Origin of the sequence: Streptomyces flaveolus (genome assembly GCF_014648815.1) — a bacterium.
Lineage (GTDB): Bacteria > Actinomycetota > Actinomycetes > Streptomycetales > Streptomycetaceae > Streptomyces > Streptomyces flaveolus.
This window is the reverse complement of the sequence record NZ_BMRV01000013.1, coordinates 111886-134119: the sequence shown is the minus strand read 5'-3', so window position 1 is coordinate 134119 and position 22234 is coordinate 111886. Positions and strand designations below refer to the sequence as shown.

The 22234-nt window shown below is 72.0% G+C and carries 24 protein-coding genes; 18 read left to right on the top strand and 6 right to left on the bottom strand.

Going from position 1 to position 22234, the window contains the following annotated elements; genetic code table 11:
- The first annotated feature begins 287 nt into the window (after positions 1-287).
- The 11 genes from IEZ05_RS27265 (at position 288) to IEZ05_RS27215 (ending at position 12277) form a co-directional block, all read left to right on the top strand.
- Positions 288-2189 (top strand): CASTOR/POLLUX-related putative ion channel, encoded by a 1902-nt coding sequence (locus IEZ05_RS27265; RefSeq protein WP_189232906.1) that lies wholly within the window; start codon positions 288-290, stop codon positions 2187-2189.
- A 126-nt stretch (positions 2190-2315) separates the two neighbouring features.
- Positions 2316-3479 carry a PP2C family protein-serine/threonine phosphatase gene (locus IEZ05_RS27260; RefSeq protein WP_189232905.1) on the top strand — a complete coding sequence of 388 codons (1164 nt, stop codon included), beginning with the start codon at positions 2316-2318 and terminating at the stop codon, positions 3477-3479.
- A gap of 121 nt (positions 3480-3600) precedes the next feature.
- A complete protein-coding gene (locus IEZ05_RS27255; protein ID WP_189232904.1) occupies positions 3601-4629 on the top strand; it encodes a 3-oxoacyl-ACP synthase III family protein in 1029 nt (342 codons plus the stop codon).
- Positions 4626-5366 (top strand): glycosyltransferase family A protein, encoded by a 741-nt coding sequence (locus tag IEZ05_RS27250; protein WP_189232903.1) that lies wholly within the window; start codon positions 4626-4628, stop codon positions 5364-5366. Before IEZ05_RS27255 ends, IEZ05_RS27250 begins: the two co-directional genes overlap by 4 nt.
- Positions 5366-6844, top strand: a complete 1479-nt coding sequence (locus IEZ05_RS27245; RefSeq protein WP_189232902.1) for a class I adenylate-forming enzyme family protein — start codon at positions 5366-5368, stop codon at positions 6842-6844. The genes IEZ05_RS27250 and IEZ05_RS27245 overlap by 1 nt, the downstream gene beginning before the upstream one ends.
- The gene (locus IEZ05_RS27240) at positions 6841-7617 is read left to right on the top strand and encodes a glycosyltransferase family 2 protein (RefSeq protein WP_189232901.1); all 777 of its coding nucleotides are present in this window, start codon (positions 6841-6843) and stop codon (positions 7615-7617) included. The genes IEZ05_RS27245 and IEZ05_RS27240 overlap by 4 nt, the downstream gene beginning before the upstream one ends.
- Positions 7614-8759: a cytochrome P450 gene (locus IEZ05_RS27235; protein WP_229869882.1), complete on the top strand. Its 1146-nt coding sequence runs from the start codon at positions 7614-7616 to the stop codon at positions 8757-8759. Before IEZ05_RS27240 ends, IEZ05_RS27235 begins: the two co-directional genes overlap by 4 nt.
- Positions 8756-9706 carry an NAD-dependent epimerase/dehydratase family protein gene (locus tag IEZ05_RS27230; protein ID WP_189232899.1) on the top strand — a complete coding sequence of 317 codons (951 nt, stop codon included), beginning with the start codon at positions 8756-8758 and terminating at the stop codon, positions 9704-9706. The genes IEZ05_RS27235 and IEZ05_RS27230 overlap by 4 nt, the downstream gene beginning before the upstream one ends.
- A gap of 143 nt (positions 9707-9849) precedes the next feature.
- Positions 9850-10653 (top strand): alpha/beta fold hydrolase, encoded by an 804-nt coding sequence (locus tag IEZ05_RS27225; RefSeq protein WP_189232898.1) that lies wholly within the window; start codon positions 9850-9852, stop codon positions 10651-10653.
- The gene (locus tag IEZ05_RS27220; RefSeq protein ID WP_189232897.1) at positions 10653-11939 is read left to right on the top strand and encodes a PP2C family protein-serine/threonine phosphatase; all 1287 of its coding nucleotides are present in this window, start codon (positions 10653-10655) and stop codon (positions 11937-11939) included. Before IEZ05_RS27225 ends, IEZ05_RS27220 begins: the two co-directional genes overlap by 1 nt.
- Positions 11936-12277, top strand: coding sequence for an STAS domain-containing protein (locus IEZ05_RS27215; protein ID WP_189232896.1), 342 nt, complete (start codon positions 11936-11938; stop codon positions 12275-12277). Before IEZ05_RS27220 ends, IEZ05_RS27215 begins: the two co-directional genes overlap by 4 nt.
- Positions 12278-12473: 196 nt before the next feature.
- Here the strand turns inward: IEZ05_RS27215 and IEZ05_RS27210 are convergent, their stop codons facing one another.
- Positions 12474-12836 (bottom strand): helix-turn-helix transcriptional regulator, encoded by a 363-nt coding sequence (locus IEZ05_RS27210; protein ID WP_189232895.1) that lies wholly within the window; start codon positions 12834-12836, stop codon positions 12474-12476.
- Between the two features lie 168 nt (positions 12837-13004).
- On the opposite strand from IEZ05_RS27210, the gene IEZ05_RS27205 reads away from it, so the two are divergent.
- On the top strand, positions 13005-13325 hold the full coding sequence (locus tag IEZ05_RS27205) for an STAS domain-containing protein (protein WP_189232894.1): 321 nt from the start codon (positions 13005-13007) through the stop codon (positions 13323-13325).
- Between the two features lie 83 nt (positions 13326-13408).
- Here IEZ05_RS27205 and IEZ05_RS27200 read toward each other — a convergent pair whose 3' ends face one another.
- Together IEZ05_RS27200 and thrS are read right to left on the bottom strand one after the other, a co-directional pair.
- Complete coding sequence (locus tag IEZ05_RS27200; protein WP_189232893.1) at positions 13409-14110, bottom strand: 2-phosphosulfolactate phosphatase; 702 nt, start codon at positions 14108-14110, stop codon at positions 13409-13411.
- Between the two features lie 98 nt (positions 14111-14208).
- Positions 14209-15537 carry a threonine--tRNA ligase gene (gene thrS, locus IEZ05_RS27195; RefSeq protein ID WP_268255237.1) on the bottom strand — a complete coding sequence of 443 codons (1329 nt, stop codon included), beginning with the start codon at positions 15535-15537 and terminating at the stop codon, positions 14209-14211.
- A gap of 445 nt (positions 15538-15982) precedes the next feature.
- On the opposite strand from thrS, the gene IEZ05_RS27190 reads away from it, so the two are divergent.
- The gene (locus IEZ05_RS27190) at positions 15983-16465 is read left to right on the top strand and encodes an Asp23/Gls24 family envelope stress response protein (protein ID WP_189232891.1); all 483 of its coding nucleotides are present in this window, start codon (positions 15983-15985) and stop codon (positions 16463-16465) included.
- 60 nt (positions 16466-16525) lie between these two features.
- On the opposite strand, the gene IEZ05_RS27185 is transcribed toward IEZ05_RS27190, so the two are convergent.
- On the bottom strand, positions 16526-17422 hold the full coding sequence (locus IEZ05_RS27185; protein WP_189232890.1) for a SigB/SigF/SigG family RNA polymerase sigma factor: 897 nt from the start codon (positions 17420-17422) through the stop codon (positions 16526-16528).
- 278 nt (positions 17423-17700) lie between these two features.
- Here IEZ05_RS27185 and IEZ05_RS27180 point away from each other — a divergent pair, with 278 nt between their 5' ends.
- The 4 genes from IEZ05_RS27180 (at position 17701) to IEZ05_RS27165 (ending at position 20058) form a co-directional block, all read left to right on the top strand.
- Entirely contained in the window at positions 17701-17940 is a 240-nt protein-coding gene (locus IEZ05_RS27180; protein WP_189232889.1) for an XRE family transcriptional regulator, read from the top strand.
- A gap of 558 nt (positions 17941-18498) precedes the next feature.
- Positions 18499-19341 carry an alpha/beta fold hydrolase gene (locus tag IEZ05_RS27175; RefSeq protein WP_189232888.1) on the top strand — a complete coding sequence of 281 codons (843 nt, stop codon included), beginning with the start codon at positions 18499-18501 and terminating at the stop codon, positions 19339-19341.
- Positions 19342-19435: 94 nt separating this feature from the next.
- Entirely contained in the window at positions 19436-19681 is a 246-nt protein-coding gene (locus IEZ05_RS27170; protein WP_189232887.1) for a hypothetical protein, read from the top strand.
- Positions 19681-20058 (top strand): fic family toxin-antitoxin system, toxin component, encoded by a 378-nt coding sequence (locus tag IEZ05_RS27165; protein ID WP_189232886.1) that lies wholly within the window; start codon positions 19681-19683, stop codon positions 20056-20058. Before IEZ05_RS27170 ends, IEZ05_RS27165 begins: the two co-directional genes overlap by 1 nt.
- A 124-nt stretch (positions 20059-20182) precedes the next feature.
- Here IEZ05_RS27165 and IEZ05_RS27160 read toward each other — a convergent pair whose 3' ends face one another.
- Entirely contained in the window at positions 20183-20599 is a 417-nt protein-coding gene (locus tag IEZ05_RS27160) for an ATP-binding protein (protein ID WP_229869881.1), read from the bottom strand.
- A gap of 285 nt (positions 20600-20884) precedes the next feature.
- Here IEZ05_RS27160 and arr point away from each other — a divergent pair, with 285 nt between their 5' ends.
- The gene (gene arr / locus IEZ05_RS27155; RefSeq protein ID WP_189232884.1) at positions 20885-21295 is read left to right on the top strand and encodes an NAD(+)--rifampin ADP-ribosyltransferase; all 411 of its coding nucleotides are present in this window, start codon (positions 20885-20887) and stop codon (positions 21293-21295) included.
- Between the two features lie 241 nt (positions 21296-21536).
- Here the strand turns inward: arr and IEZ05_RS27150 are convergent, their stop codons facing one another.
- Entirely contained in the window at positions 21537-22202 is a 666-nt protein-coding gene (locus tag IEZ05_RS27150; RefSeq protein ID WP_189232883.1) for an MSMEG_1061 family FMN-dependent PPOX-type flavoprotein, read from the bottom strand.
- Positions 22203-22234 lie beyond the last annotated feature (32 nt).

The following is a 22234-nucleotide window of genomic DNA, read 5'->3' as shown; positions in this document are numbered from 1 at the left end:
CTGGACGTCGCATCGGCCCCGCGGGCGCATGCAGTGGGAACCCTGCGCCTCCACGCCCGCGGGGCCGATGCCCTGGGGCACGACCGCCCGGGCCCGGGCGCGACGGTGCCGCCCCGGAGCGCCTTCTCCCAAACGTGTGAACGTGCGCCGAACCCCGCCTGGCCGGACGGCGGATCCCCCACACTGCCGTTGTGCCGTCCATGGTCGTGCGGTACGGGGGCATCGGGTCGCTCGCATCGCGTCGCAACGGTGCCCGGCCCTTTCCACGGGGGGAAGAAGGGGGACAGGTGGCGCAGCGGCGCACTCCGCTCGGCGACAGGGCGCGTTACTGGTTCGACTCCACGCTGAGCCGTGGCGCCTCCGCTCTCGTCGGCTGGCTGGTACTCCTGTGCCTGACGTTCGTCGTTCCGGCCAGCGCCGTCATGGTGTGGACCGACCCGCACGCGCCGGAGTCCCTCGGGGCCAGGCTCGTCGCCGTCTGGCGCCTCACCGGGGAGACCCTGCGGCTCGGCGGCGCGACGGGAACGCCGATGCGCGTGCTGCTGTCGGTACTGCTGGCACTGGTCGCCCTGCTGTACGTCTCCACCCTCGTCGGGCTGATCACGACGGCGTTCACGGAGCGGCTCACCTCCCTGCGACGGGGCCGCTCCACCGTCCTGGAAGAGGGCCACGCCGTGGTTCTGGGATGGTCCGAACAGGTCTTCACCGTGGTGGGCGAACTGGTGGCCGCGAACGCCAACCAACGCCGTGGCGCAGTGGTCGTGCTGGCCGACCACGACAAGACCGCGATGGAGGAGGAACTCTCCGCGCGACTGGGGCCTTTCGGCAGTACGCGGCTGATCTGCCGCAGCGGCCCGACCACCGACCCCGCCGTGCTCGCCCTGACCAACCCCGCCGCGGCCGGTTCGATCCTGATCCTGCCCAAGAGCGAACCCGACGCCGATGCCGAGGTGGTCAGGACCCTGCTCGCCCTCAGAACCACCCTCCCGCAGGGCCCCACGACCGGCCCGGTCGTGGTCGCCGCCGTGCGGTACGACAGGTTCCGGCAAGCAGCGTCCTACGCGGCGGGACCGAAGGGCATCGTCCTGGAGAGTGACACCGTCACCGCCCGCCTGATCGTCCAGGCCGCGCGCCGTCCCGGGCTCTCCCTGGTCCACCGTGAGCTCCTCGATTTCGCCGGCGACGAGTTCTACCTGACCACGGAACCCGCCTGGGTGGGGCGCCCGTTCGGCGAGACACTGCTGGCCTACTCGACGTCGAGCGTGGTCGGCCTGATGCGGGGCGACGTGCCTCTCCTGAACCCGGCACCGCAGACGCCGATCCGTGCCGGGGACCGGCTCATCGTCCTCAGCCGCGACGACGACACCTCATCGCCGCAGGACTGTTCGGAGGAGGTCGACAAGCAGGCGATGGCGTCCGGACGGACGGCGCCCACGGGCCCCGAACGCGTGCTCCTGCTGGGCTGGAACCGCCGAGCACCGCTCATGGTCGACCAGTTCCGGCGCTGCGTGCGCCCCGGCTCGGCCGTCGACGTGATCGCGGACGGTGACGAGGCACCCGTCCGGCAGGTGCTCGACGTCGACGACCCACGGGACCCCGGGCTCACCGTGCGTCTGCACCAGGGAGACGTGATGTGTCTCGAGACGCTGCGACGCCTGGATCTCGCCTCGTACGACAGCGTCATCGTGCTCGGCCGGGACGCCGCTGCGGGACAGCCGCCGGAAGAGCCCGACAACCGCACACTCGCCACCCTCCTCCTGCTGGGGCATATGGAGGAGGAGACCGGACGCGAGCTGCCGGTGGTCACCGAGCTGATCGACGACCGCAACCGCGCACTGGCTCCCATCAGTCCCGGTGCCGACGTCATCATCAGCGGAAAGCTCATCGGACTGCTGATGGCACAGATCTCACAGAACCGGCACCTCGCTGCGGTCTTCGAGGGACTGTTCGCCGGCGGAGGCCCCGGCATCCTCCTGAGGCCCGCGACGGACTACGTCCTGCCGAATCACGAGACGTCCTTCGCCACCCTGGTGGCCGCGGCGCGCGAGCGCGGCGAATGCGCCATCGGCTACCGGGAACACCGGGCTGTGTCCAGCGGTCCCGCGTACGGCCTGCGGATCAACCCGCCCAAGACCGAGCGACGCCGCTGGGCCACGGGCGACGAGATCGTCGTCATCGGCGAGGACTGAGCGGTCGGAGCCCACGCCTTGAGGGCGTGTTCGGGCCCCCAGTCATTCGTGGTCCCGTCCCAGGCCCCGCCGGGTGACTTCGAAAGATTGCGGGGAAGAAGGGACGGCACCGAACAGGAGGTTGCCGTGGACGGTGGAGATCTGGAACTGGGAGAGCTGCTGGCCGCAGCGGAGGCGGCGCCGCCCGGACGATCCGTCGACGTGGTCGCGCGGGATCTGCAGAAGCGGTTCGGGGCCGAGCGTGTGTCGTTCCTGTTCGTCGACCTCATCGGTGAACGGCTGGTGCGGTTGCCCGCGGCCGTCGACGGTGACCGCGCGTCCCGTTCCGAGCCGATCGACCTGCAAGGCAGCGTCTACGACAGCGTCCTGCGGAGCCAGCGCCGACGCGTGGAACCGGACGGCCAGGGCGGACAGCGCATCATCGCCCCCGTCACCAACCGCGGCGACTGCATCGGCCTGCTGGAGGTGACCCTGCAGCACGCCGACGACAGAGTCCTCGGACAGGTGGGGGAGGCGGCGCACGCACTGGCCTACATCATTGTCACCGACCGCCGTTTCACCGACCTGTATCACGTGGCCCAGCGCACCACCCGCACCAGCATGGCCGCCGAGATCCAGCACCAGTTGCTGCCCTCGGCCTCCTGCTGCGAGGCCGACCAGTTCACCCTCGCCGCGGGGCTGGTCCCGGCCGACGACATCGGCGGTGACACGTACGACTACAGCCTCGACAGCGACACCCTGCACCTGTCCATCACGGACGCCATGGGTCACGACACCGACTCGGCGCTGCTGGCCACCTTGCTGGTCGGCGCGCTGCGCCGGGCCCGACGCGGCGGCTGCGACGCTCTCAGACAGGCCCACCACGCCCATGAGGCCCTGCTGGCCCACGGACGCGGCCTGGCCACCGGACAACTGCTGTGCATCGACCTGGAAACAGGCGTCGCGGAACTGGTCAACGCCGGCCACCCCTGGCCCCTGCGGGTGCGCGACGCGACCGTGGAGGAGGTCAGACTCACCGTGAACCTTCCGTTCGGCGTGGCTTCCCCGATTCCCTACGCCCTCCAGGAGTTGCACCTGCGTCCCGGGGACCGGCTGGTCCTGCTCACCGACGGCATGCAGGACCGCGGTGCCGCTGCCGTCGACCTGACCGCGCTCCTGCGTGACACCAGCGCCCTGCACCCCAGGGAAGCCGTCCGCGAGCTGACGGCCGCCGTACGGGACGCCTGCCACGGCGACCTCCAGGACGACGCGACCGTCGTGGTCCTGGACTGGCACGGCCCGTCCCGCTGATCCGTGCGCGGCGCGGGCACGTACATACCTCGGCCGCCGCGAAGACTGCGGGCGAGCACCTAGGCCCACTGAGTACGCGTGCTCAGGCAGGCCGCCCGAGGGCAGCCGTAGCGTCCAGGCCATGCACATAGACCACGCTGCTCGCACACCGGTACGCCGTGCCGGCATCACCGCGGTGGCCTGCTCCCTGCCGGAACACGAAGTGACGTCCCGGCAGCTCCAGGACCGGATCAGCGAGGCCGCCGGGCTTCCCCTGCCGCCGCGCATGCTCGAACGGGCCACCGGAATCACCTCACGCCGAGTGGCGGCTGAGGACGAGTACGCCTCCACGCTCGCCGTGCGGGCGGCACGCACCGCGCTGGACCGGGCCGCGCTCACCCCGTACGACGTGGACCTGCTGGTCTTCGCCTCCGCGACGCGGGACGTGGTCGAACCGGCGACCGCGCACATCGTCCAGGCCGAACTCGGCTCGCGGGCGCACGCGCTGGACGTCACGAACGCGTGCAACAGCTTCGTCAACGGCATCGACACCGCACGGGCCATGATCCTCGCCGGCCGCGCCCGCCGGGCCCTGGTCGTCACCGGTGAGACCCCGAGCCGCGCGGTGCGGCACGCCCCGTCCGGCCCCGAGCAGCTCCGCGACGGGTTCGCGGGCTACACCTTCGGCGACGCGGGTGCCGCGGTCGTCCTGGAGGCGGTGGAGCGGGGCGGCATCCTCGACGTGGACACCGAGACGCACTCCGCACACTGGTCGGTCGGCGGCATCTTCGGCGGCGGTTCGCGCCACCCGCGCGGCGACGAGCACACGTACTTCCACGGTGACGGCGGCGAGCTGCGCGAGGTGTTCGAGAAGGTCGGCACGTCGGTGCTCGACCGCATGCGACAGCGCACCGGCCTGACGTGGGGCGACTTCCGGCACATCCTGGTCCACCAGGTCACCGTGCCCTACCTGGAGCGCTTCGTGGAGCTCACCGGCGTCCCCCGGGACCGGCTTGTCGTCACGGTGCCCGAACTCGGCAACATGGCCAGCGCCACACTCGGCGTACAGCTCGACCGCGTCCACGAGACGTTGTGCCCCGGCGACCGGGTGCTGTTCGTGGGCCTGGGCGGCGGCGTGAGCATCATGACCATGGTGTGGGAGAAGGCATGAACGCCCTGTGGGTGGTGGTGCCCGCGCACCAGGAGGCAACGCGGATCGGCGCCACGCTGAACGCTCTCGCGGCCCAGCGCGACCGTGACTTCACCCTCGTCGTCGTGGACAACGCCTCCAGCGACGACACGGCGGCCATCGCCTACGACTTCGCCCGCCGGGCGCCCTTCCCGGTCCACGTCCTCAGCGAACCGGAGAAGGGGGTGGGCTGCGCGGTCGACACCGGCTTCCGGTACGCGATCGAACACGGCGCGACCCTGCTGGCCCGCACCGACGCCGACTGCCTGCCGCACCCCGGCTGGACGGCCGGCGCCCGCGACGCCCTGCGACGCGGCGCGGGCCTGGTGTGCGGGCGCATCGACGCACGCCGCGACGAGCACGGACCGCTCGGGCGAGCCGCCTTCCGCGCGCTGGTCCGCACCGCCGCGTTCTTCGGCCGGGTACGCCCCGCCCACCACCGCCGCCACGGCTACCTCGCCCCCTACCGGATGCACGCCGGCAACAACATGGCCGTCACCGCGGGCCTGTACGAAGCCGTCGGCGGAATGCCACGCCGGCCTTCCCCCACCGACCGCCTCTTCCTGAACCGGGTGCGCCGCCACACCACCGCCATCGTCCACGCCCGCGACATGGTCGTGGAGAACTCCACCCGCCGCCTGCGCGCCTACGGCGTCGTCGGCACCGCCCGCTGGTACCTCGACAAGGGCCCGGGCCGTCACGGGGAGGACCCGCGCTGATGCTCGACACCCTCGCCCACGCCCTGCGGCGCCACCCCGGCCGGCCCGCCGTCCTCGGCGCCACCCGCACCGGGGCCGTCCGCACCAGGGCCACCAACGGGGACCTCGCCGACCTCGCCGACCGCTACACGGCAGCCCTGCACGAACGGGGCACCGGACGCGGCAGCACCGTCGGCGTCGCCGTACGGCCCGGACCCCGGGCCCTCGCGGTGCTGCTCGCCGTGCACCGGCTCGGCGCCCGGGCCGCGGTGCTCGATCCGGGCGCCGGACCGGACGTGCTGCGGGCCCGCCTCGCCCTGGCCCGTCCCGACGTCGTCCTCGCCGACGCCACCGCCCAGGCGGCCGCGGGATGGGCCCGGCCGCTCGCCCGCCGGGCCCGCCTGGCCCTGCCGGACCTCGCGGAACTCGGCCCGGTGGCCACGGTCGGGCCGCGGCTGCCCGGCTGCGCCCCCGCCCTGGACGCCGACGTCCGCTCCGCGGTCCTGCCGCGCCCCGTGGACGGGGACGGCGACGCGGTCATCGTGTTCACCTCGGGCACCACGTCACGGCCCCGCGCGGTGGTGCACACCCGTTCCTCGCTCGCCGCCGGCATGACCACGGTCACCGAGCTGGTACGGCCAGAGGCCGGGCGGCCCGTCCTCGGCGGCACCTTCTTCGTCCTCGTACCGTCCCTCGCGAACGGAGCGCCGGTCGCGCTGCCCGCCCGCTCCGCGCGCGTCCTGCCCCGGCAGCTGCGCCGGCTCGCCCCGCATGCCACCTACCTGACACCACCGCAGCTCCGGCGGGTGCTGGCGCAGGGCGGCAGGTTCACCGGCCGCGTGTGGACCGGGTCGGCCCCGGCGAGCACCGACCTGCTCACCCGCGTCACCCGCGCGGGCGCCGACGAAGCGTGGGGCGTCTACGCGCTCACCGAGCTGTTCCCCGCCGCGGCCGTCGAGCAGGCCGACAAGGCCGCCTTCACCGGCGACGGGGACCTGGTCGGCACCCCCCTCCCCGGAGTCGTGGCCAAGACCGACGCGTCCGGTGAGCTCCTGCTGTCCGGCCCCGCCGCGCGGCACCGCTACCTGGGCGAGGAACCGGACCCGTGGGTCGCCACCGGCGACCGGGCACGCCTCGACGGCGGCAGGATCGTGCTGGAGGGCCGCCGCAAGGACATGGTCCTGCGGCACGCGGAGAACATCTACCCGGGGCTGTACGAGCCCGCGTTGCACGTACCGGGCGTCGAACTCGCCCTGCTCGTGGGCGTACCGGCCGGCGACGGCGACGAACGTCTGGTCGCCGTCGTCCAGCCGAGCCCCGGTGCGGACCGCGACGCGCTGCGGGCAGCCCTGGCCGGACCGCTGGAACGCATGGGCGCCGCCCGGCCGGACGCGGTACTGCTCGCCGGCATCCCGCTGTCCGGCCGCTCCCTGAAGCCCGACCGCGCCGCGACCGCGCTCCTGGCCGCCCGGCGCCTCGCCGAACGGAGCCGGGGATGACCACGCCCGGCAACGAGTCGTCGCTGTGGGCCGTGGTGCCCGCCTACAACGAGGAGACCGGCATCGGGGCCACCCTCGCCGCGCTCGCCTCCCAGAGCGACACCCGCTTCTCCCTCGCCGTCGTCGACAACGCCTCCACCGACGCGACCGCCGCCGTCGTGCGCCGCTTCGCCGCCACCGCGCCCTTCCCCGTGCACCTCGTCCGCGAGGAGGAGCGCGGCACCGGCGCGGCAGTGGACACGGGGTTCCGGTACGCCGTCGCGCACGGCGCCGCGCAGCTCGTACGCACGGACGCCGACTGCTTGCCCGCCACCGACTGGATCGCCGCGGCGCGCGGGGAGTTCGCTCGCGGGACGGAGATGGCCTGCGGCCGCAGCCTTCCGCGCCGCGACGAGTCGCCCACACCGGCCGAGCGGTACCTGCTCCCGGCGATCGTCCGAGCGACCGCACTCTACGGGCGCTACCGCACCCAGCACCGGCACCCCCGCTACCGCGCACCCTACGTGCTGTGTCACGGCCACAACCTCGCCATCACGGCCGCGCTCTACCTGCGCTGCGGGGGCACGCCCCGCACCCCGCTGGAGGGACCGCCCGAGGACGTCGTCCTGCTCAACCGGGCGCGCGAGCACAGCGAACGGATCGCGCGGGCCGAGCGGATGGTGGTGCACACCAGCCTGCGCCGCCTGCGGGCATGGGGCGCCCGCCGCACCCTGTTGTGGTGCTGGGACCGCCGCTACCGACCCGCCGACCCGAAGCAGGTGCACGTCCGGTGACCACGGTTCCCACCGCACCCGCCCTCCGCGCCGCCCGCCGCCGCGACCGGCGCGTGTACACCCGCTCCCACCCCGTGCTGTTCGCCCTCCTCGCCGCCACCCGCGGCCGGCCGGTCACCCGCGTCGGCGGCGCGGTCCTGGTGCACGGCACCGAGCCCTACCGGCAGGCCCTCACCCGCATCCCGCTGGACCGTGCAGCCGCCGGCACCACCGGCGGCGCGGCGCGGGAACTGACCACGGGGGGAACCCTGTTCGACCAGGAGGGCACAGGTCACCGCGCCACCCGGCGCGCGGTCGCCGACGACCTCGGCGCGGCCGGCGTGGAGCGGCTGCGCCCGGTGTGGCGGGACGTCCTGACCCGCCGCCTCGGCCGGCTCGCCGAGCGCCGCGACGTCGACCTCGTACCGCTGGCCCGCGAACTGGCCGGGGCCACCGTCTGCGCGCTCCTGCGCACCACCGGCGACCCGGAGGCGGTCGCCGTGGCGGCCGCCGAGGCAGCGGCCACCGCCGTACGCGACCACCTGCCCGGCCCCAGACCGCCGGGTACCGCACGGGCGGCCGCCGCGGCGGCGACGCGGCTGGAGACCCTGCTCGCCCCGGCGCGCGAGCCCGGCGCGGCAGCGGATGCGGCCCTGCGCTCGATGCTCGCGGTCGCCGCCGTCAACACCACCGTCGCCGCCCTGCCCCGCGCTGCCGCGTGGTGCGCCGACGCCCGGCTGTGGGATGAGGCGGCCGACGACCGGCTGCGCCCGGCCCTGGTGGGCGAACTGCTGCGCGTGGTCGCCCCCTCCCCGCTGCTGCCCCGCGTGGCCGCGGCCGACGCCGACCTGGACGGCTGCCCGGTACGGGCCGGGGACCGTCTGATCCTGGTGGCTCGGCACGCCGCGCGGGCCCACCGCGAACCGCCGGACGCCCGTCACCCGGCTCCGCCCGCCGTGGCCCAGCTGGTCTTCGGCGCCGGCACCCACGCCTGTCCCGGCGCGCGGCTGGCCCGTGCCCAGCTCGACGACACCCTCGCCGCGCTCGCTCCCCACCGCCCCACCGTCGTGCGCGCCCGCGTGGACCGGGGGGCGGCGCTGCCCGGGTGGCGCTCCCTGACCGTCCGGGCGACCGACGGCCACCGAACCCCGGAGGACCGATGACCACGATCGCCGTCACCGGCGCGAGCGGCTTCTGCGGCTCGCACGTCGCCACCACGGCCGCCGCCCGTGGCGCCGAGGTCCTGTGCCTGGGGCGGCGCCCCGGCCCGGTCGGCCGGCACGTCCCCTGGGACGCCGCGCGCGAGGTGCCCGACCTGTCCGGCGCCGACCTCGTCGTGCACTGCGCGGCGGCCGTCGGCGACCCGGTGCCCGGCTCCCCGGCCGAGGCCGCCATGCACGCCGTCAACGTCGACGGCACGGCACGGCTGCTGGACGCGGCCGGCGGCCGGCCGGTCGTGTGGGTGAGCAGCGCCAGCGTCTACGCGCCCGGCCCCGGGCGCTCCCGCATCACCGAGGACCATCCGGTGCGCGGGCACCTGAACGCCTACGGCCGTGCCAAGGCCGCCGGTGAGGCGCTGGCGCTCGCCGCGGGCGCCGTCGCCCTGCGGCCGCGTGCGGTCTACGGCGCCGGGGACCCGCACCTGGTGCCCCGGCTGCTGTCCCGCGTCCGCCGCGGCCGGCTGATGCTGCCGGGGCCGAGCGTCCGCCTCAGCCTGACGGCCGTCGAGAACCTCGCCGACGCCTGCCTCTCGGCCACCGACTGGCCGCCGGGCGCGTACAACATCTCCGACCCGGTGCCGTACGACCGGGACGAGGCGATCCGCGCGGTGCTGCGGGCGCACGGAAAGCGGGTACGCATCGGCCACCTCCCCCTGCCGGTCGCCCGCACCGCGGCGGGCGCCGCCCAGAGGCTGGCCCGGCTGCTCGGCCGCGGGGAGTCGCCGCTCACCCCTTACGCCGTGGACCAGTTGGCGTCCTCGGTCGTCCTGGACGTGGGCAGGGCCGCATCCCAGGGGTGGACGGCCGGCAGGACTCTGGACGACTACACGGCCGCGCCGGCGGCTCAGTCCTCGCAGCGATCGTTCTCCCGGTCCTCGTACCCCTGGTGATCTACGTCATAGTTTCCTTCCGGAACTCGGGAGCATTCGCTGGGTGAGCGCGCGCCCTCCGCTGCCCCGAGCGCGATGCCGCCCGCGCCGCCCCCGATCGGGCCGGCGCGGGAGCAGGGGGCGCGAACTGAGAGAGTGATGCAGTGGATATCGAGCGCAGGAACCATGTCACGGTCACGGGCAACCCCCAGGGCCGCACGGTAGTGCTGGCGCACGGCTTCGGTTGCGACCAGAACATGTGGCGGCTGACGGTGCCCGCCCTGGCGGAGAACTACCGGGTGGTGCTGTTCGACTACGTGGGCTCCGGGCGCTCCGACCCGGCCGCGTTCTCGCCGGACCGCTACGCCTCGCTGGAGGGCTACGCCCAGGACGCCGTGGAGGTGTGCGAGGCCCTCGATCTGCGCGACGCCGTGTTCGTGGGGCACTCCGTGAGCGCGATGATCGGAGTGCTGGCCGCCGGGAAGGCTCCGGAGCGGATCGGGGCGTTGGTGATGGTCGCACCCTCCCCGCGCTACATCGACGACGAGGGCTACCGAGGCGGGTTCAGCGCCGACGACATCGACGAGCTGCTGGCGTCCCTGGAGGCCAACTACCTGGGCTGGTCGGCGGCCATGGCACCGGCCATCATGGGCAACGCGGACCGCCCCGAGCTCGGCGAGGAACTGAAGAACAGCTTCTGCGCCACGGACCCGGACATGGCGCGGGTCTTCGCGCGCACCACGTTCCTGTCGGACTCGCGGGACGACCTGAAGGGCGTGACGGTGCCGACCCTGGTGCTGGAGTGCACCCAGGACGTCATCGCCCCACGGGAGGTCGGCGCCTTCGTCCACCGGACGATCCCCAGCTCCCAGCTGGTCACGCTCGACGCCACCGGGCACTGCCCGCACCTGTCCGCGCCGGAGGCCACCAACGAGGCGATCACCGCATTCCTGGCGCGCCTGAAGTGATGTGCCGCACCGGGCAGCAGCCCGACCCGTACGAGTCCGACAACGAGAAGGCACCCGACGCCGCCTTCGCCGCGCTGCTGGAGGACAGCGCCGAGGAACTCTACGAGAGCGCACCGTGCGGATACCTGTCCACGCTGATGGACGGCACCATCGCCAAGATCAACTCCACCCTGCTGGGGTGGCTCGGCCTGGACCGGCAGGCAGTAGTGGGCCGGATGCGGTTCACCGACCTGCTGACCGTGGGCGGCAAGCTCTACCACGAGACGCACTACGCGCCCCTGCTGCGCATGCAGGGCGAGATCAGCGGCATCGCCCTGGAGGTCAAGCAGGCGGACGGCGGCCGCATACCGGTACTGGTCTCCTCCGCCGTCAAGCGGGGCAGCACCGGCGAGCCCCTGCTGATCCGGACCACCGTCTTCGACGCCCGGGACCGCCGCTCCTACGAAGAGGAACTCCTGCGAGCCCGGAAGGCGGCGGAGCAGGCACGCAAAGAAGCGGAGGCCGACCGGGCACGGCTCCAGGACGCCCTCGCCGTGCTCCAGCAGTCGCTGCTCCCGGCCACCCTCACCCCCGTGCCGGGAATGGAAGCGGCCGTGCACTACCGCGCCGCCTCCCCCGACCGGCTGGGCGGCGACTTCTACGACCTCTTCCCGCTCGACGGCAGCCGCTTCGCCTTCTTCCTCGGTGACGTGTGCGGCAAGGGCCCGCAGGCAGCCGCGGTCACCTCGCTCACCCGCTACACCCTGCGCGCCGCCGCCCTGCACGACCCGGATCCCGTCTCCGCCCTGACGACCCTCAACAAGGCGCTCCACGAGCGCTACACACGCGGCGATCCGCGCTACTGCACCGTCATCTACGGCATCCTCGACCCCGACCCCGCCACCGGGCAGGTCACCGTCCGCATCGCCTCGGGCGGACACCCCCCGGCCGTCGTTCTACGGGCGGACGGCACGGCCGAGTTCCTGCCCACCCCCGGTGGCCTCCTCGTCGGCGTCCTGCCCGACGCGCCCTTCGCCACCGCCACAACTGTCCTCGGCCACGGCGACACCCTGCTGCTGTACACCGACGGCCTCACCGAAGCCCGCACCGGCGACGACCGCGCCACGCTCTTCGGGGACGACGCCCTGCTCGCATTCGCCGGCCGGCACGCCGGCAGGTCCCCCCAGGCCGTGATCGAGGCCCTGACCGGTCTCCTCGACGACTTCGGCGACGGCCTCGACGACGACACCGCCTTGCTCGCCCTCGGCGTCCCCGCCTCAGACCCCCGGACGAGAACCACCGCATGAGCCCGTTGAAGATCACCACCCGAGATGTCCCCACCGGTCCCGTTCTCGAGATCCTCGGAGACCTCGACTACGAGACAGCCGGCCGCCTGCGCGAACTGCTCCCCGGGCTCACCCTCCAGCCGGGGCAGCGCCTCGTCCTGGACCTGGCCGGCTTGACGTTCTGCGACTCCAGCGGCATCACGGCCCTGATCGTCGTCCGCAACCACGCCCAGGCCGCGCAGGCCGACGTCGCGCTCGCCGCGGTCCCCGACCACACACTGCGCGTACTGCGCATCGTCGGCCTCGACCAGATCTTCCCGCTGCTGCCCCAGAGCCCGGCCGCCCAGCCGTCGACTTGACCCGGTCCTGATGCTGGATCATGGTGAAGAACACAGGCGTGAGGCCGCGCTGGGTGGGTAGTCACGCGCAGGCGGGGAAGGGCTGCGACACCTGGGGAGGTCGAAGCGGCCCTTCCCTTTCCGCCGCCGTGACCGGCGCGGGGCGGGCGTGGTAGCGGTCGAGGATGTAGGTGCACGGCGCGTACCCGGTCTGCCTCTACCGTGCTCCGCCGGAATCGACCAGGCGGGATGAGTGGACACCGGACTTCCGTCCGCGGTCCGTCTCGTCCTGGACGAGCAGGGAGAGCAGCGCGGCCACCGTCAGGCCGGCTTCCGCCGGGTGACGCAGCACCTTCTCCGGCTCGATGCGGTAGGTGTTCGTGCGCCCGTCGCGGGTGTGGGAGAGATAACCGTCCTGCTCGAGATCCGAGATGATCCGCTGGACGGCGCGCTCGGTGAGCCGGCAGTGGGCGGCGATGTCGCGGATCCGGATGTTCGGGTTGTCGGCGATGGCCGCCAGCACGCGCGCGTGGTTCGTGACGAACGTCCATCCGGTGTGAGATCCAGGCACTTCAACCATGCTCAGCATTTTAGGGACCGTCTTTGCCTGACACCTAATACATGACATACTTTTCGCGCAACAGATGACAGTATTTGGCGGGGGAGACGCAGGAGGGTCCCGCAGGTGTCTACGGATGAAGCGGTCACAGGGCGCTCGAGCGACACCCACGGGAGTCGGCTGCAGGCCATGGACCAGGCCATGGTGGTGCAGTACGAGTGGTGCGGTGCCTGGGTCGTCGGCGCACGAGGCGCCTACGACATGAACTCGATCACGCCCCTGGCGGACGCGCTGGAGACCGCCGCCAAGGAGCATCCGAAGGTGGTTCTGGACGCCTCCGGCATCACCTTCGCGGACTCGACGCTGCTGAGTCTGCTCATCCTCACCCGTCAGGCGACCGACTTCCGTGTGGCCGCGCCGCCGCAGCAGCTGACCCGGCTCCTGGAACTCACCGGAGTGGACACCGTCCTGAAGGTGCGAGCGACGGTGGAAGAGGCGGCGGCCTGCTGAGCCGTCCAGCCCCGGGGCGTCGCGGGGAGGCACGGTATGCCCTGGGGTCCGGCTGATCAACCGACGACCGGTGGGCCTCTCGATCAGATCGAAGCCTCATCGGCCGGCGAAGGAACCGTGCACGGGCGCAGGACCATGAGCGAGTCTTCCGAGGTCGCCACCATGGCGAAGGGGAACCGGTCGAGCTCGAGACAGAGTGCGACGTCGTCGGGATGGGCTCCCTGGCGCACACCCTGCTCGAGCTCGGCGGCGGCACGCGACGTGCCGGCGCGGCGGAGGAACTCGGCCGCGTCCGTCCCGGCCCCGGTGGCCCTCCGCGCGATGTACTGAGCGCACGCCAGGTCTTCGTCAGCCAGCCCGTCTTCGCCCGTGACCACGAACGTGACACTGTCGCACGCGCGCATCCGCAAGAGCCGGGCCGTCGCCTCCGCCACCACGAAGCCGGCGCACAGCACCAGCGACGCCTCCTTGACCGAGAGGGCACCGACCGTACCCGCCGTGGTCTTCTGCACGACGGTCCGTCCGCCGAGGTCAGCAGACCGCAGCAGACCCGGCGAGTTGACGTAGTCGAACCCGGGGGCGGGAGCACCGTCCTTGAGCGCGACCCAATCCGGGTGGCGGGCCTTGAGAGCCAGGGCCTCGTCGAGCGACTCGGCGAGAACGATCTTTTCCGCCCCTTGGGCAAAGGCCCAGGCAGCCACCGTGTAAGCGCGCATGACGTCGACCACGACCGCCACGGACGGGGCTTCGACCAGCTCGGCAATGCCGAGGTAACGAGCGTCCATCCGGTCATGATCGCGCAAGCCCGACCCGAAGAGCCCGGGTAGTGGTATGCGTCACAAGGCGCTCCGCCCGACGCCGTCACGGAGATCCTCGCCTGCTGCTACGAGGTGGCGTCGGCCCACAGATCGCTGCTGTGGGCCTCGACAAGAGTGCTGATGCGGGTGAGTACGTCACTGACCGGTCGGGGGCCGAGCCGGCGTCCGTCACGCAAGCGCAGGGCGACGTGATCGTCGGCAGCCTCTCTGGCGCCGATGACGGCCTGGTAGGGAACCAGGCGAGCCTCTCGGACACGGGCGCCCAGGCTACCCCGCTCCGGTCCCGCGAGCTCGGCACGCAGTCCGAGACGGATGCAGCGTCGGGCGAGGGCCTCCGCGCTCGGCAGCTGGGTGTCGGAGACGGGGAGAATCACCAGCTGAGTAGGGGCTAGCCAGGCGGGGAAGGCGCCGCCGTGCTGTTCGATGAGATGGGCGACGGCACGCTCGACACTGCCGATGATGCTCCGGTGGACCATGACCGGACGGTGCTTGACGCCGTCCGCGCCGATGTAGTGCAGGTCGAACTGCTCGGGCTGGTGGAAGTCGACCTGGACGGTGGACAGGGTCGACTCCCGGCCGGCGCCGTCGGCGACCTGGACGTCGACCTTGGGGCCGTAGAAGGCGGCCTCTCCCTCGGCCGCCTCGTAGGGCAGACCGGAGCGGTCGAGGACGTCGGTCAGCAGGGCGGTGGACCGTTGCCACTTCTCGGGCGCGGCAACGTACTTGCCACCGGGGCCCGGCAGGGAGAGCCGGTAACGAGTCGGGGTGATGCCGAGCGCCTCGTACGCCCGGCGGATCATCTCCAGCGCCGCGTGAGCCTCCCCGGCGACCTGGTCCAGGGTGCAGAAGATGTGGGCGTCGTTGAGCTGGATGGCCCGCACCCGGGTCAGCCCGCCGAGCACGCCCGAGAGTTCGGAGCGGTACATGCCTCCCAGCTCGGCCATGCGCAGGGGCAACTCGCGGTAGCTGTGGGACCGGGAGCGATAGATCACCGCGTGGTGAGGGCACAGGCTCGGCCGCAGGACGACCTGCTCACCGCCGAGTTCCATCGGGGGGAACATGTCGTCGCTGTAGTGCGCCCAGTGCCCCGAGATCTCGTACAGCTCACGCTTGCCGATGACCGGTGAGTACACGTGCCGGTACCCGGCCTGCCGCTCGGCGGCGCGGACGTACTCCTCCAGGGTGTGCCGTACGGTCGCCCCGTCGGGCAGCCAGTACGGCAAGCCGGCGCCGATCAGCGGGTCGGTGTCGAACAGGCCCAGCTCGCGCCCGAGTTTGCGGTGGTCATGCATGGCGGTCTCCTCGCGGACATCGGGCGAGTGACCACAAGCCGAAGCCCCGGGGCACTCACCCCGGGGCTTCGGACAAGGACATCTGTCAGCGCGCCGGGACACTCTCCGGCGTCGTCGTCACAGCAGCGCGCTTCATGCCGGCGACGTTAGCAGGGCGCAGCGATGTCCTCACGCCTATTTCCTTGCCGGGAACGGGGGCTCTGATCTTCCCCTTCGGGATCCGCCAGGCCGGATATTACCGAGAGTGACTTTTTGTGATCTTCCGCCGGCCGGTCGGGGGGGCTCCGCACGTGAGACGGCGGATGGGCCCGTGCAGCTCCGGCTCGATGAGAAGGGCCGGAGCCGTCGCTGCGCTTGGCGCCTGCGCGCAGGGGGAGGCACGCTGAAGGTAGGGACAATTCCTCCCGGGGCCAGGGGCCGGGGGAGGAGTCGTCGGGTGCCGGTGGCAGCGGCACCGGCATGCGTCGCCCTGGACCAGCGATCCGCTCAGCGGCGAGCACATTTTCTGGCTTCTGTCGGAGCCTGCCGATCGAGGAGGTGGCCATCCATGACGGAGGCAACCAGCGCAGCCAAGACCCAGTCGCGAGACTCGGGCGCGACAACCTTGCAGGGCAATCCCGGGGCGGGTACGGCTCCGGCGACGCGGGGCAGGACGACCATCGCGGACGGAGTGGTGGAGAAGATCGCGGGGATGGCGGCACGGGAGGTGCCGGGCATCTATGAGCTGGGAGGCGGCCTCTCCCGCACGATGGGAGCGGTGCGGGAGCGTGTTCCCGGTGGACGCGCGGCCGGTGTCACCCGTGGGGTGAAGGTAGAGGTCGGCGAGCGGCAGTCCGCCATCGATCTGTCCCTCGTGGTGGAGTACGGGGAGGCCATCACCGACACCGTCGCGGAGGTCCGCGAGAACGTGATCGCGGCGGTGGAGAGGATGACGAGCCTCGAGGTCGTCGAGGTCAATGTCGCGGTCACCGACGTCCATCTGCCGGACGAGGAGGAAGAGGGAGAGGCCGAGGCGGTTCGCGTGCGTTAGCGGCGCGGCCCCCAGCGCCCAGCGGTAGCTCCCTGACGCTCCACTCCCGGTTTCGTGCGGCTACGGCTGAGAGATCAGCCCGGCGCGCAGTCGTGCGAGTGTGCGCCCGAGCAGACGGGAGACATGCATCTGGGAGATGCCCAGTGAGGCACCGATCTCCGCCTGGGTCAGTTCCTGGACGAACCGCAGCGCCAGCATCTTCCGGTCGCGCTCCGGAAGCGCAGCGATCAGGGGTTCGAGCGCGACGAGATCTTCGACCCTTTCCAGATCCTCGTCGTCGATGCCGATGCGATCGGCGAGGGCGTCCGTGGCCTCATCGTCGTCGGCTGCCGCGTCCAGCGACGCGGCGCTGTAGCTGTTGGCGGCCTCCAGGCCCTCGATCACGTGATCCGGGTCCAGGCCGACGTGTTCGGCCAGCTCAGTGACCGTGGGTGGCCGGCCCAGGTCCTGCTCCAGGGCGGCGGTGGCGCTCTGCAGCGTCGAGCTCAGCTCCTGCAGACGGCGTGGGACGTGCACGGCCCAGGTGGAGTCGCGGAAGAACCGTTTGATCTCACCCGTGATGGTGGGCAGGGCGAAGGTGGGAAACTCGATGCCCCGCGTGGGATCGAAGCGGTCGATGGCCTTGATCAGGCCGATGGTGCCGACCTGTAGCACATCTTCCAGCGACTCGCCGCGCGTGCGCAGACGCCGGGCGGCGTAGCGCACCAGGGCGAGGTTCAGCTCGACGAGAGTGTTGCGGACATACGCGTATTCGAGGGTGCCTTCCTCCAGCGTGTCCAGTCGTGCGAACAGGGATGTGGACATGGCGCGGGCATCCACGGGCGCGACGCCGGTGACGTCGCCGAGGTGGGGAGAGGAGTCAGGTCTCGCCGACTCCGGTGAGGTTCCTGCGGGGACCGCCCCGGAATGCCGGTTCAACGACAGGCTGTGCGAACGGTTTTGCGTAGGACTCGTCATCGCATGCTCCGCTTCGCTCAGGCGCCCGCAGCCGGGACCGCGAACGCGACGTGACAGCCTGTTACCCAACGCGCCTTTCCCTATGCGTTCAGTAACTCTTGGTGCTGTCCGGGTGGTCCCAGAGGGATGAGCGCGTGCTTGTCGCCGCTCATTGCGGGTAACCGCACCATCGCCTTGCGTGGCCGGCCGGTGACCGTACGCTCCACTAGTCACTGCAAATGGTCTATCTGCGGCACACCTTCGGCATGAGAGCGCTTGAGGAGGAGTAGAAGAGACCAATGGACGATCTTTCTCAGCTGTTGCAACAGACGATGCGTCGTCGTCACCTGACGCCGCAGGCCGTTGCGGACAAGACCGGTATCCGCACCCCGCGCATCCGGGCCTTCGCCGAGGACGGCGCCGAGGGGCCCATCCGCCCGACCGGCGAGGAGCTCTCCGACTTGGCCGGCGCCCTCGCGCTACCGCTGTCGGTTGTCATGGCCGCCGGTCGTCCGCAGGTCGCAGCGACTGCCCGGTGAGCGGGGCAAAGTGTGGTGGCCCACCCCGGCGGCGCACTGGACGTGAGCGGCTTGCCTGTGGGCGGCCGGCGGGGAGCTGATCGGTACCGATCCGCACCTCGGCTTTCGGTAGGCGCGGAGCCGCACCCCGGGCGGCTCTCCCGGTCGCTCCCGGCCCCCTTTTCGTAGCGGCTCGATATGCCCCGCCAGGCCTTCGGGCGGCGTTCCGCTCGTCCGCAGGATCGGCGTCGTGGCTTGGCGGGGCGGCTGCCCCTCTACCTCCGGTCGGTGGCGGCTCCCCAGGAGGCAATCTCCCTCTGCCGGGCGCGCGTCGTGCCATCGGGCTCTCGCATCCGCCACGCGCTTTCCGCGCGAGCGATGAGTTCGGGCGGCGGACCGGGTCTGCCCTTGTGTGACTCGACTCTTCGCCGACATCTCGGTCTCTTGCAACGGCATCGTCACCGGGCCCGACCCCAGCCCGGACAATGATCAGGGCGCCGGCGAGGAGCCCCTGCCCACGTGGGCGCCTTCCGGCGACCCCGACGGCAGCCAGGACCTGCGGCGTCTTCCGGTGATCCCATGACCACCGTCGACGCCAATGGGATCACCGTGGGCATCGAGTCGTTCGGTGACGACGACGCGCCACTTGTCCTGCTCGCAGGCGGGGCGACGATGCTCTCCTGGCCCGACGCACTGTGCGAGCGCCTCGCCGCCGGCGGGCACCGTGTGGTGCGCTACGACCTGCGCGACAGCGGGGAGTCGACGACGGCCGATCCGGAGGCGCCCGCCTACACCCTGCGCGACCTCGCCGCCGACGCGGCGGCCCTGGCCGACGCGCTCGGCGGGAGACCCGCGCACCTCGCGGGGATCGGCGTCGGAGGGATGGTTGCCCAGGTGGCCGTGCTCGACCATCCGGACTCCTTCTCCGCGCTCACCCTGGTCGGTACCCGCGCGGTCGCCCCCGGCCCGCCCGACGACGACCTCCCCGACCATGACCAGGTCATGACGAGCCGGCTGTTCGCGCGTCCGATGCCCGATTGGGCCGACCGCGAGGCGGCTGCCGAGTTCGCCGCCGTCGGTGCGGAGATTCTCGGCGACGACCCCGTCGCCGCGCGCGCGATCGCTGCGCGCATCTGGGACCGCACGCCCGGCACCGCATCTCCTGTCCAGATGGCCAACCAGTTGGGCCTGGTGTTTTCCAGGCTCGACTGCACACCCCGCTGGCGCGAGCGCCTGCCCGAGATCGAGGTCCCCACCCTCGTCGTCCACGGACGCCGCAACCGGTTCTTCCCCCTCGGCAACGGTGAGGCGATCGCGCGGGAGATCGCCCGGGCACGGCTGCTCGTCCTGGAGGAGGCCGCCACGGCGATCCCCGAACAGGCGGCCGACGAGGTCACCGAAGCGATGCTCACCCTCGAGTAGAGGACGGTGGGTACCGCGCGGGTCGCCACAACGATCTGCGCCGGGATCCTGGACCTGCCGGCGCGACTCGGTAACACCTGTTACCATGCGCGGTATGGCGAAGACACAACTGGGCGCGCGCGTGGACGAGGACATCGCGGACCTCGCGAAGAAGCGCGCCGCCGACCTGGGACTGAGCGTCGGCGACTACCTCGCGCGGCTCGTGCAGGACGACGCCAGCGGCCTGCGCGCCCGCGCGGTGGACGCCGCCGCCCGCTTCCTGGCCGAACACCAGGCGGTCTTCGATGAAGCCGAGCGTACCCAGCAGACGAAGACGGCTCGGGGAGCGCACGCCGCCTGATGGACCTGAACATCGACGTCCCCTGGATCCTGCAGGTCACCGAAGCCGCAGGAGCCAACGATCCGGCCCCGGACGACTACGGCGTTCCCCTCGCGGCGGTCGCCCGCCACCGGGCCGAGCTGTTCGAGCAGCCCGTCTACGACGGCCCGTACGCCAAAGCCGCCGCCCTGGTGCACACGCTGGGCCGCTGCCGCTGGCTGGAACGCTCCAACCTGGCCGTCGCCGCCGCCACCGGCGTCATGTACCTCGAGGCCGCCGGCATCACCGTCAAACCCGCCCACGAGGACGCCCTCGCCCTCAAGGACCTGCTCCTGGACCCCGCCTGTACCGCCGGGAAGATCGCCGCCGTGCTGCGCGGCTGGCCCACCGCCACCTGACCGGACTCCCCAGGAGGCGGGCGGCCGAGCGGCGTCGCCGGCCCTGACGTGAGCGCCCGCGCAGCAGCTTCGGAGACGCGGCGCGGACGCCGAGCACGGGTCATGCCCCTCCCGGGGCAGCGCGTCACCCCGGAGACGTCTCCGGGGCGGCACCCTCCGCCGCGGCGGGCGGGCGGAAGCAGGCGATGACCGTCTTGCCGTCCTGGCACGGACGGGCTTCCCACTCGTCGGCCAGCGCGTCGACGAGGAACATGCCCCGCCCGCCGAGGCGTTGGTCGCTCGGCGGGCGCGTTCTCGGCAGCTCGCTGGAGCTGTCCCGCACCGCGACGTGCAGACACTGGCCGTCCCACGTCATCACCAACTGCGCATGGGAATGCGCGTGGACGTGGGCGTTCGTGACCAGTTCGGAGACGGTGATCAGCACCGCATCCACTGTCTGCGGAGCGCTGTCGGTCCAGTCGAGCGTCTCCAAGTGTCCGAGGGCCCAGTCACGCGCCGCCTTCGGAGTGCTGTGCAGGGGCAGCGAACGCGCCCAACCCACTGCACGTACTGACGATTCCTCCACTGCGATTCCCCCAAGCTGATGGCTACCCCCCTGCGGGTATCCCCGGAGCGCCGAGTGAAGCCACTGGACCCGCCGAAATTACCGGCCGTCATCGGTGCTGCGGCGCGGCGGCAGCCGTCCCGGTCAGTCGCATGGCCGCCGGGCCCCACCAGTTGGCGCGGCCCATGAGCTGACCGCCTACCTTGGCTGGGGCGGGCAGCGTGGGGATGCCGTTCGCTCCTGGCTCGCCGTCACGACAGCTCGTCTTGATAACCTGCGGCGATGGACGAGACGTTGGACGAGGGGCCTTTCTTCCACGGCACAAAGGCCGAGCTGCAAGTCGGAGATCTCCTCACCGCCGGTTTCCGTTCCAACTACCGGCCCGAAATCGTGATGAACCACATCTACTTCACCGCGTTGCGCGACGGCGCGGGACTCGCCGCCGAACTCGCCGCCGGCGACGGAGCCCCGCGAGTGTATGTCGTCGAACCGACGGGGGAATTCGAGAACGATCCGAACGTCACCGACAAGAAATTCCCCGGCAATCCCACCCGCTCCTATCGCAGCAGGGAACCGCTGCGGATCGTCGGCGAGGTCACCGACTGGACGCGACAGACACCCGAAGCTCTCCAGATGTGGCGAGACCGGCTGGCCGCGATCCGTCTGGATGACCGCGCCGAAATCATCAACTGAAGGTTCTTCCGGCACCACGCTGCGCTTCCTGTCCGAGCAGGCGCACGACGAGGGTCCCCAACCGGCATGCGCGGATCTCCCAAGCCAGACGGCCACTTCGACCCGGTTGCGCAGGCCGAGCTTGGTCAGGCCGCGGTGATCTCCTGACGGTGTGCGGCGCCGGGCGATGACCCGGATGCCGCCCACGGCACGTGCACGTCCAACCCCCCAGGCATGGAGAACCCGGTCGCCGAGGAGGGCCTCACTCGTAACGCGAGCGCAGCGACTCCCGTTCGGCCTCCTCGATCTGGTCGACGGTCAGGCCGGGCAGGTTCAGCTGGGCCAGGGTCACCTCGGCGCTGGTGGGCTGGGCGTCGGCAGGCACCCACTGCTCCGGCCGCCAGGCGTTGGCGCGCATCAGCGACTTCGGACAGTGCGGATAGACCTGCTCGATCTGCACGACGATCGCCGTGACCGGCGGTTTGCCGACGGGAGTGAGCTGGTCGAGCAGCTCCGGCCGTGCCGAAACGCAGGCGCGGCCGTTGACGCGCAGCGTGGTCGGGCGGCCGGGGATGAGGAAGAGCAGACCGACGCGTCCCGTCTGCAGCACGTTGTGCATCGTGTCGAGCCGCTTGTTGCCGGTCGCGTCGGGGATCACCAAGGTCCGCTCGTCCAGTACCGAGACGAACCCGGCCGGGCCGCCACGCGGCGTCACGTCCGCCCGGCCTTCGGCGTCGGCGCTGCCGATGAACACCAGTGAGGAACAGCCGATCAGCGCCCGCGTTTCCTCGGTCAGGCGGTCGATCTCCTTGCGGAGCGCGGCCTCGTTCGGCTGCGGGTAGAGCTCGCGCAGCTGGTCCGGGCTGGTGAGGGCGTCCGCCCGGAGGGATTCGAAGAGCAAGCCGGGGGTGCCCGTGTCGATCATCATGTGGACGACCCTAGAAGACGACCGGGGCAGTG

What these genes read in the sequence shown, in the direction of transcription:
- IEZ05_RS27255 (WP_189232904.1), top strand. Translation starts at nt 3,601, where the DNA reads ATGCACATAGACCACGCTGCTCGCACACCGGTACGCCGTGCCGGCATC.
- IEZ05_RS27250 (WP_189232903.1), top strand. Translation starts at nt 4,626, where the DNA reads ATGAACGCCCTGTGGGTGGTGGTGCCCGCGCACCAGGAGGCAACGCGG.
- IEZ05_RS27245 (WP_189232902.1), top strand. Translation starts at nt 5,366, where the DNA reads ATGCTCGACACCCTCGCCCACGCCCTGCGGCGCCACCCCGGCCGGCCC.
- IEZ05_RS27240 (WP_189232901.1), top strand. Translation starts at nt 6,841, where the DNA reads ATGACCACGCCCGGCAACGAGTCGTCGCTGTGGGCCGTGGTGCCCGCC.
- IEZ05_RS27230 (WP_189232899.1), top strand. Translation starts at nt 8,756, where the DNA reads ATGACCACGATCGCCGTCACCGGCGCGAGCGGCTTCTGCGGCTCGCAC.
- IEZ05_RS27220 (WP_189232897.1), top strand. Translation starts at nt 10,653, where the DNA reads ATGTGCCGCACCGGGCAGCAGCCCGACCCGTACGAGTCCGACAACGAG.
- IEZ05_RS27215 (WP_189232896.1), top strand. Translation starts at nt 11,936, where the DNA reads ATGAGCCCGTTGAAGATCACCACCCGAGATGTCCCCACCGGTCCCGTT.
- IEZ05_RS27210 (WP_189232895.1), bottom strand. Translation starts at nt 12,836, where the DNA reads ATGGTTGAAGTGCCTGGATCTCACACCGGATGGACGTTCGTCACGAAC.
- IEZ05_RS27205 (WP_189232894.1), top strand. Translation starts at nt 13,005, where the DNA reads ATGGACCAGGCCATGGTGGTGCAGTACGAGTGGTGCGGTGCCTGGGTC.
- IEZ05_RS27200 (WP_189232893.1), bottom strand. Translation starts at nt 14,110, where the DNA reads ATGGACGCTCGTTACCTCGGCATTGCCGAGCTGGTCGAAGCCCCGTCC.
- IEZ05_RS27190 (WP_189232891.1), top strand. Translation starts at nt 15,983, where the DNA reads ATGACGGAGGCAACCAGCGCAGCCAAGACCCAGTCGCGAGACTCGGGC.
- IEZ05_RS27185 (WP_189232890.1), bottom strand. Translation starts at nt 17,422, where the DNA reads ATGACGAGTCCTACGCAAAACCGTTCGCACAGCCTGTCGTTGAACCGG.
- IEZ05_RS27180 (WP_189232889.1), top strand. Translation starts at nt 17,701, where the DNA reads ATGGACGATCTTTCTCAGCTGTTGCAACAGACGATGCGTCGTCGTCAC.
- IEZ05_RS27175 (WP_189232888.1), top strand. Translation starts at nt 18,499, where the DNA reads ATGACCACCGTCGACGCCAATGGGATCACCGTGGGCATCGAGTCGTTC.
- IEZ05_RS27170 (WP_189232887.1), top strand. Translation starts at nt 19,436, where the DNA reads ATGGCGAAGACACAACTGGGCGCGCGCGTGGACGAGGACATCGCGGAC.
- IEZ05_RS27165 (WP_189232886.1), top strand. Translation starts at nt 19,681, where the DNA reads ATGGACCTGAACATCGACGTCCCCTGGATCCTGCAGGTCACCGAAGCC.
- arr (WP_189232884.1), top strand. Translation starts at nt 20,885, where the DNA reads ATGGACGAGACGTTGGACGAGGGGCCTTTCTTCCACGGCACAAAGGCC.
- IEZ05_RS27150 (WP_189232883.1), bottom strand. Translation starts at nt 22,202, where the DNA reads ATGATGATCGACACGGGCACCCCCGGCTTGCTCTTCGAATCCCTCCGG.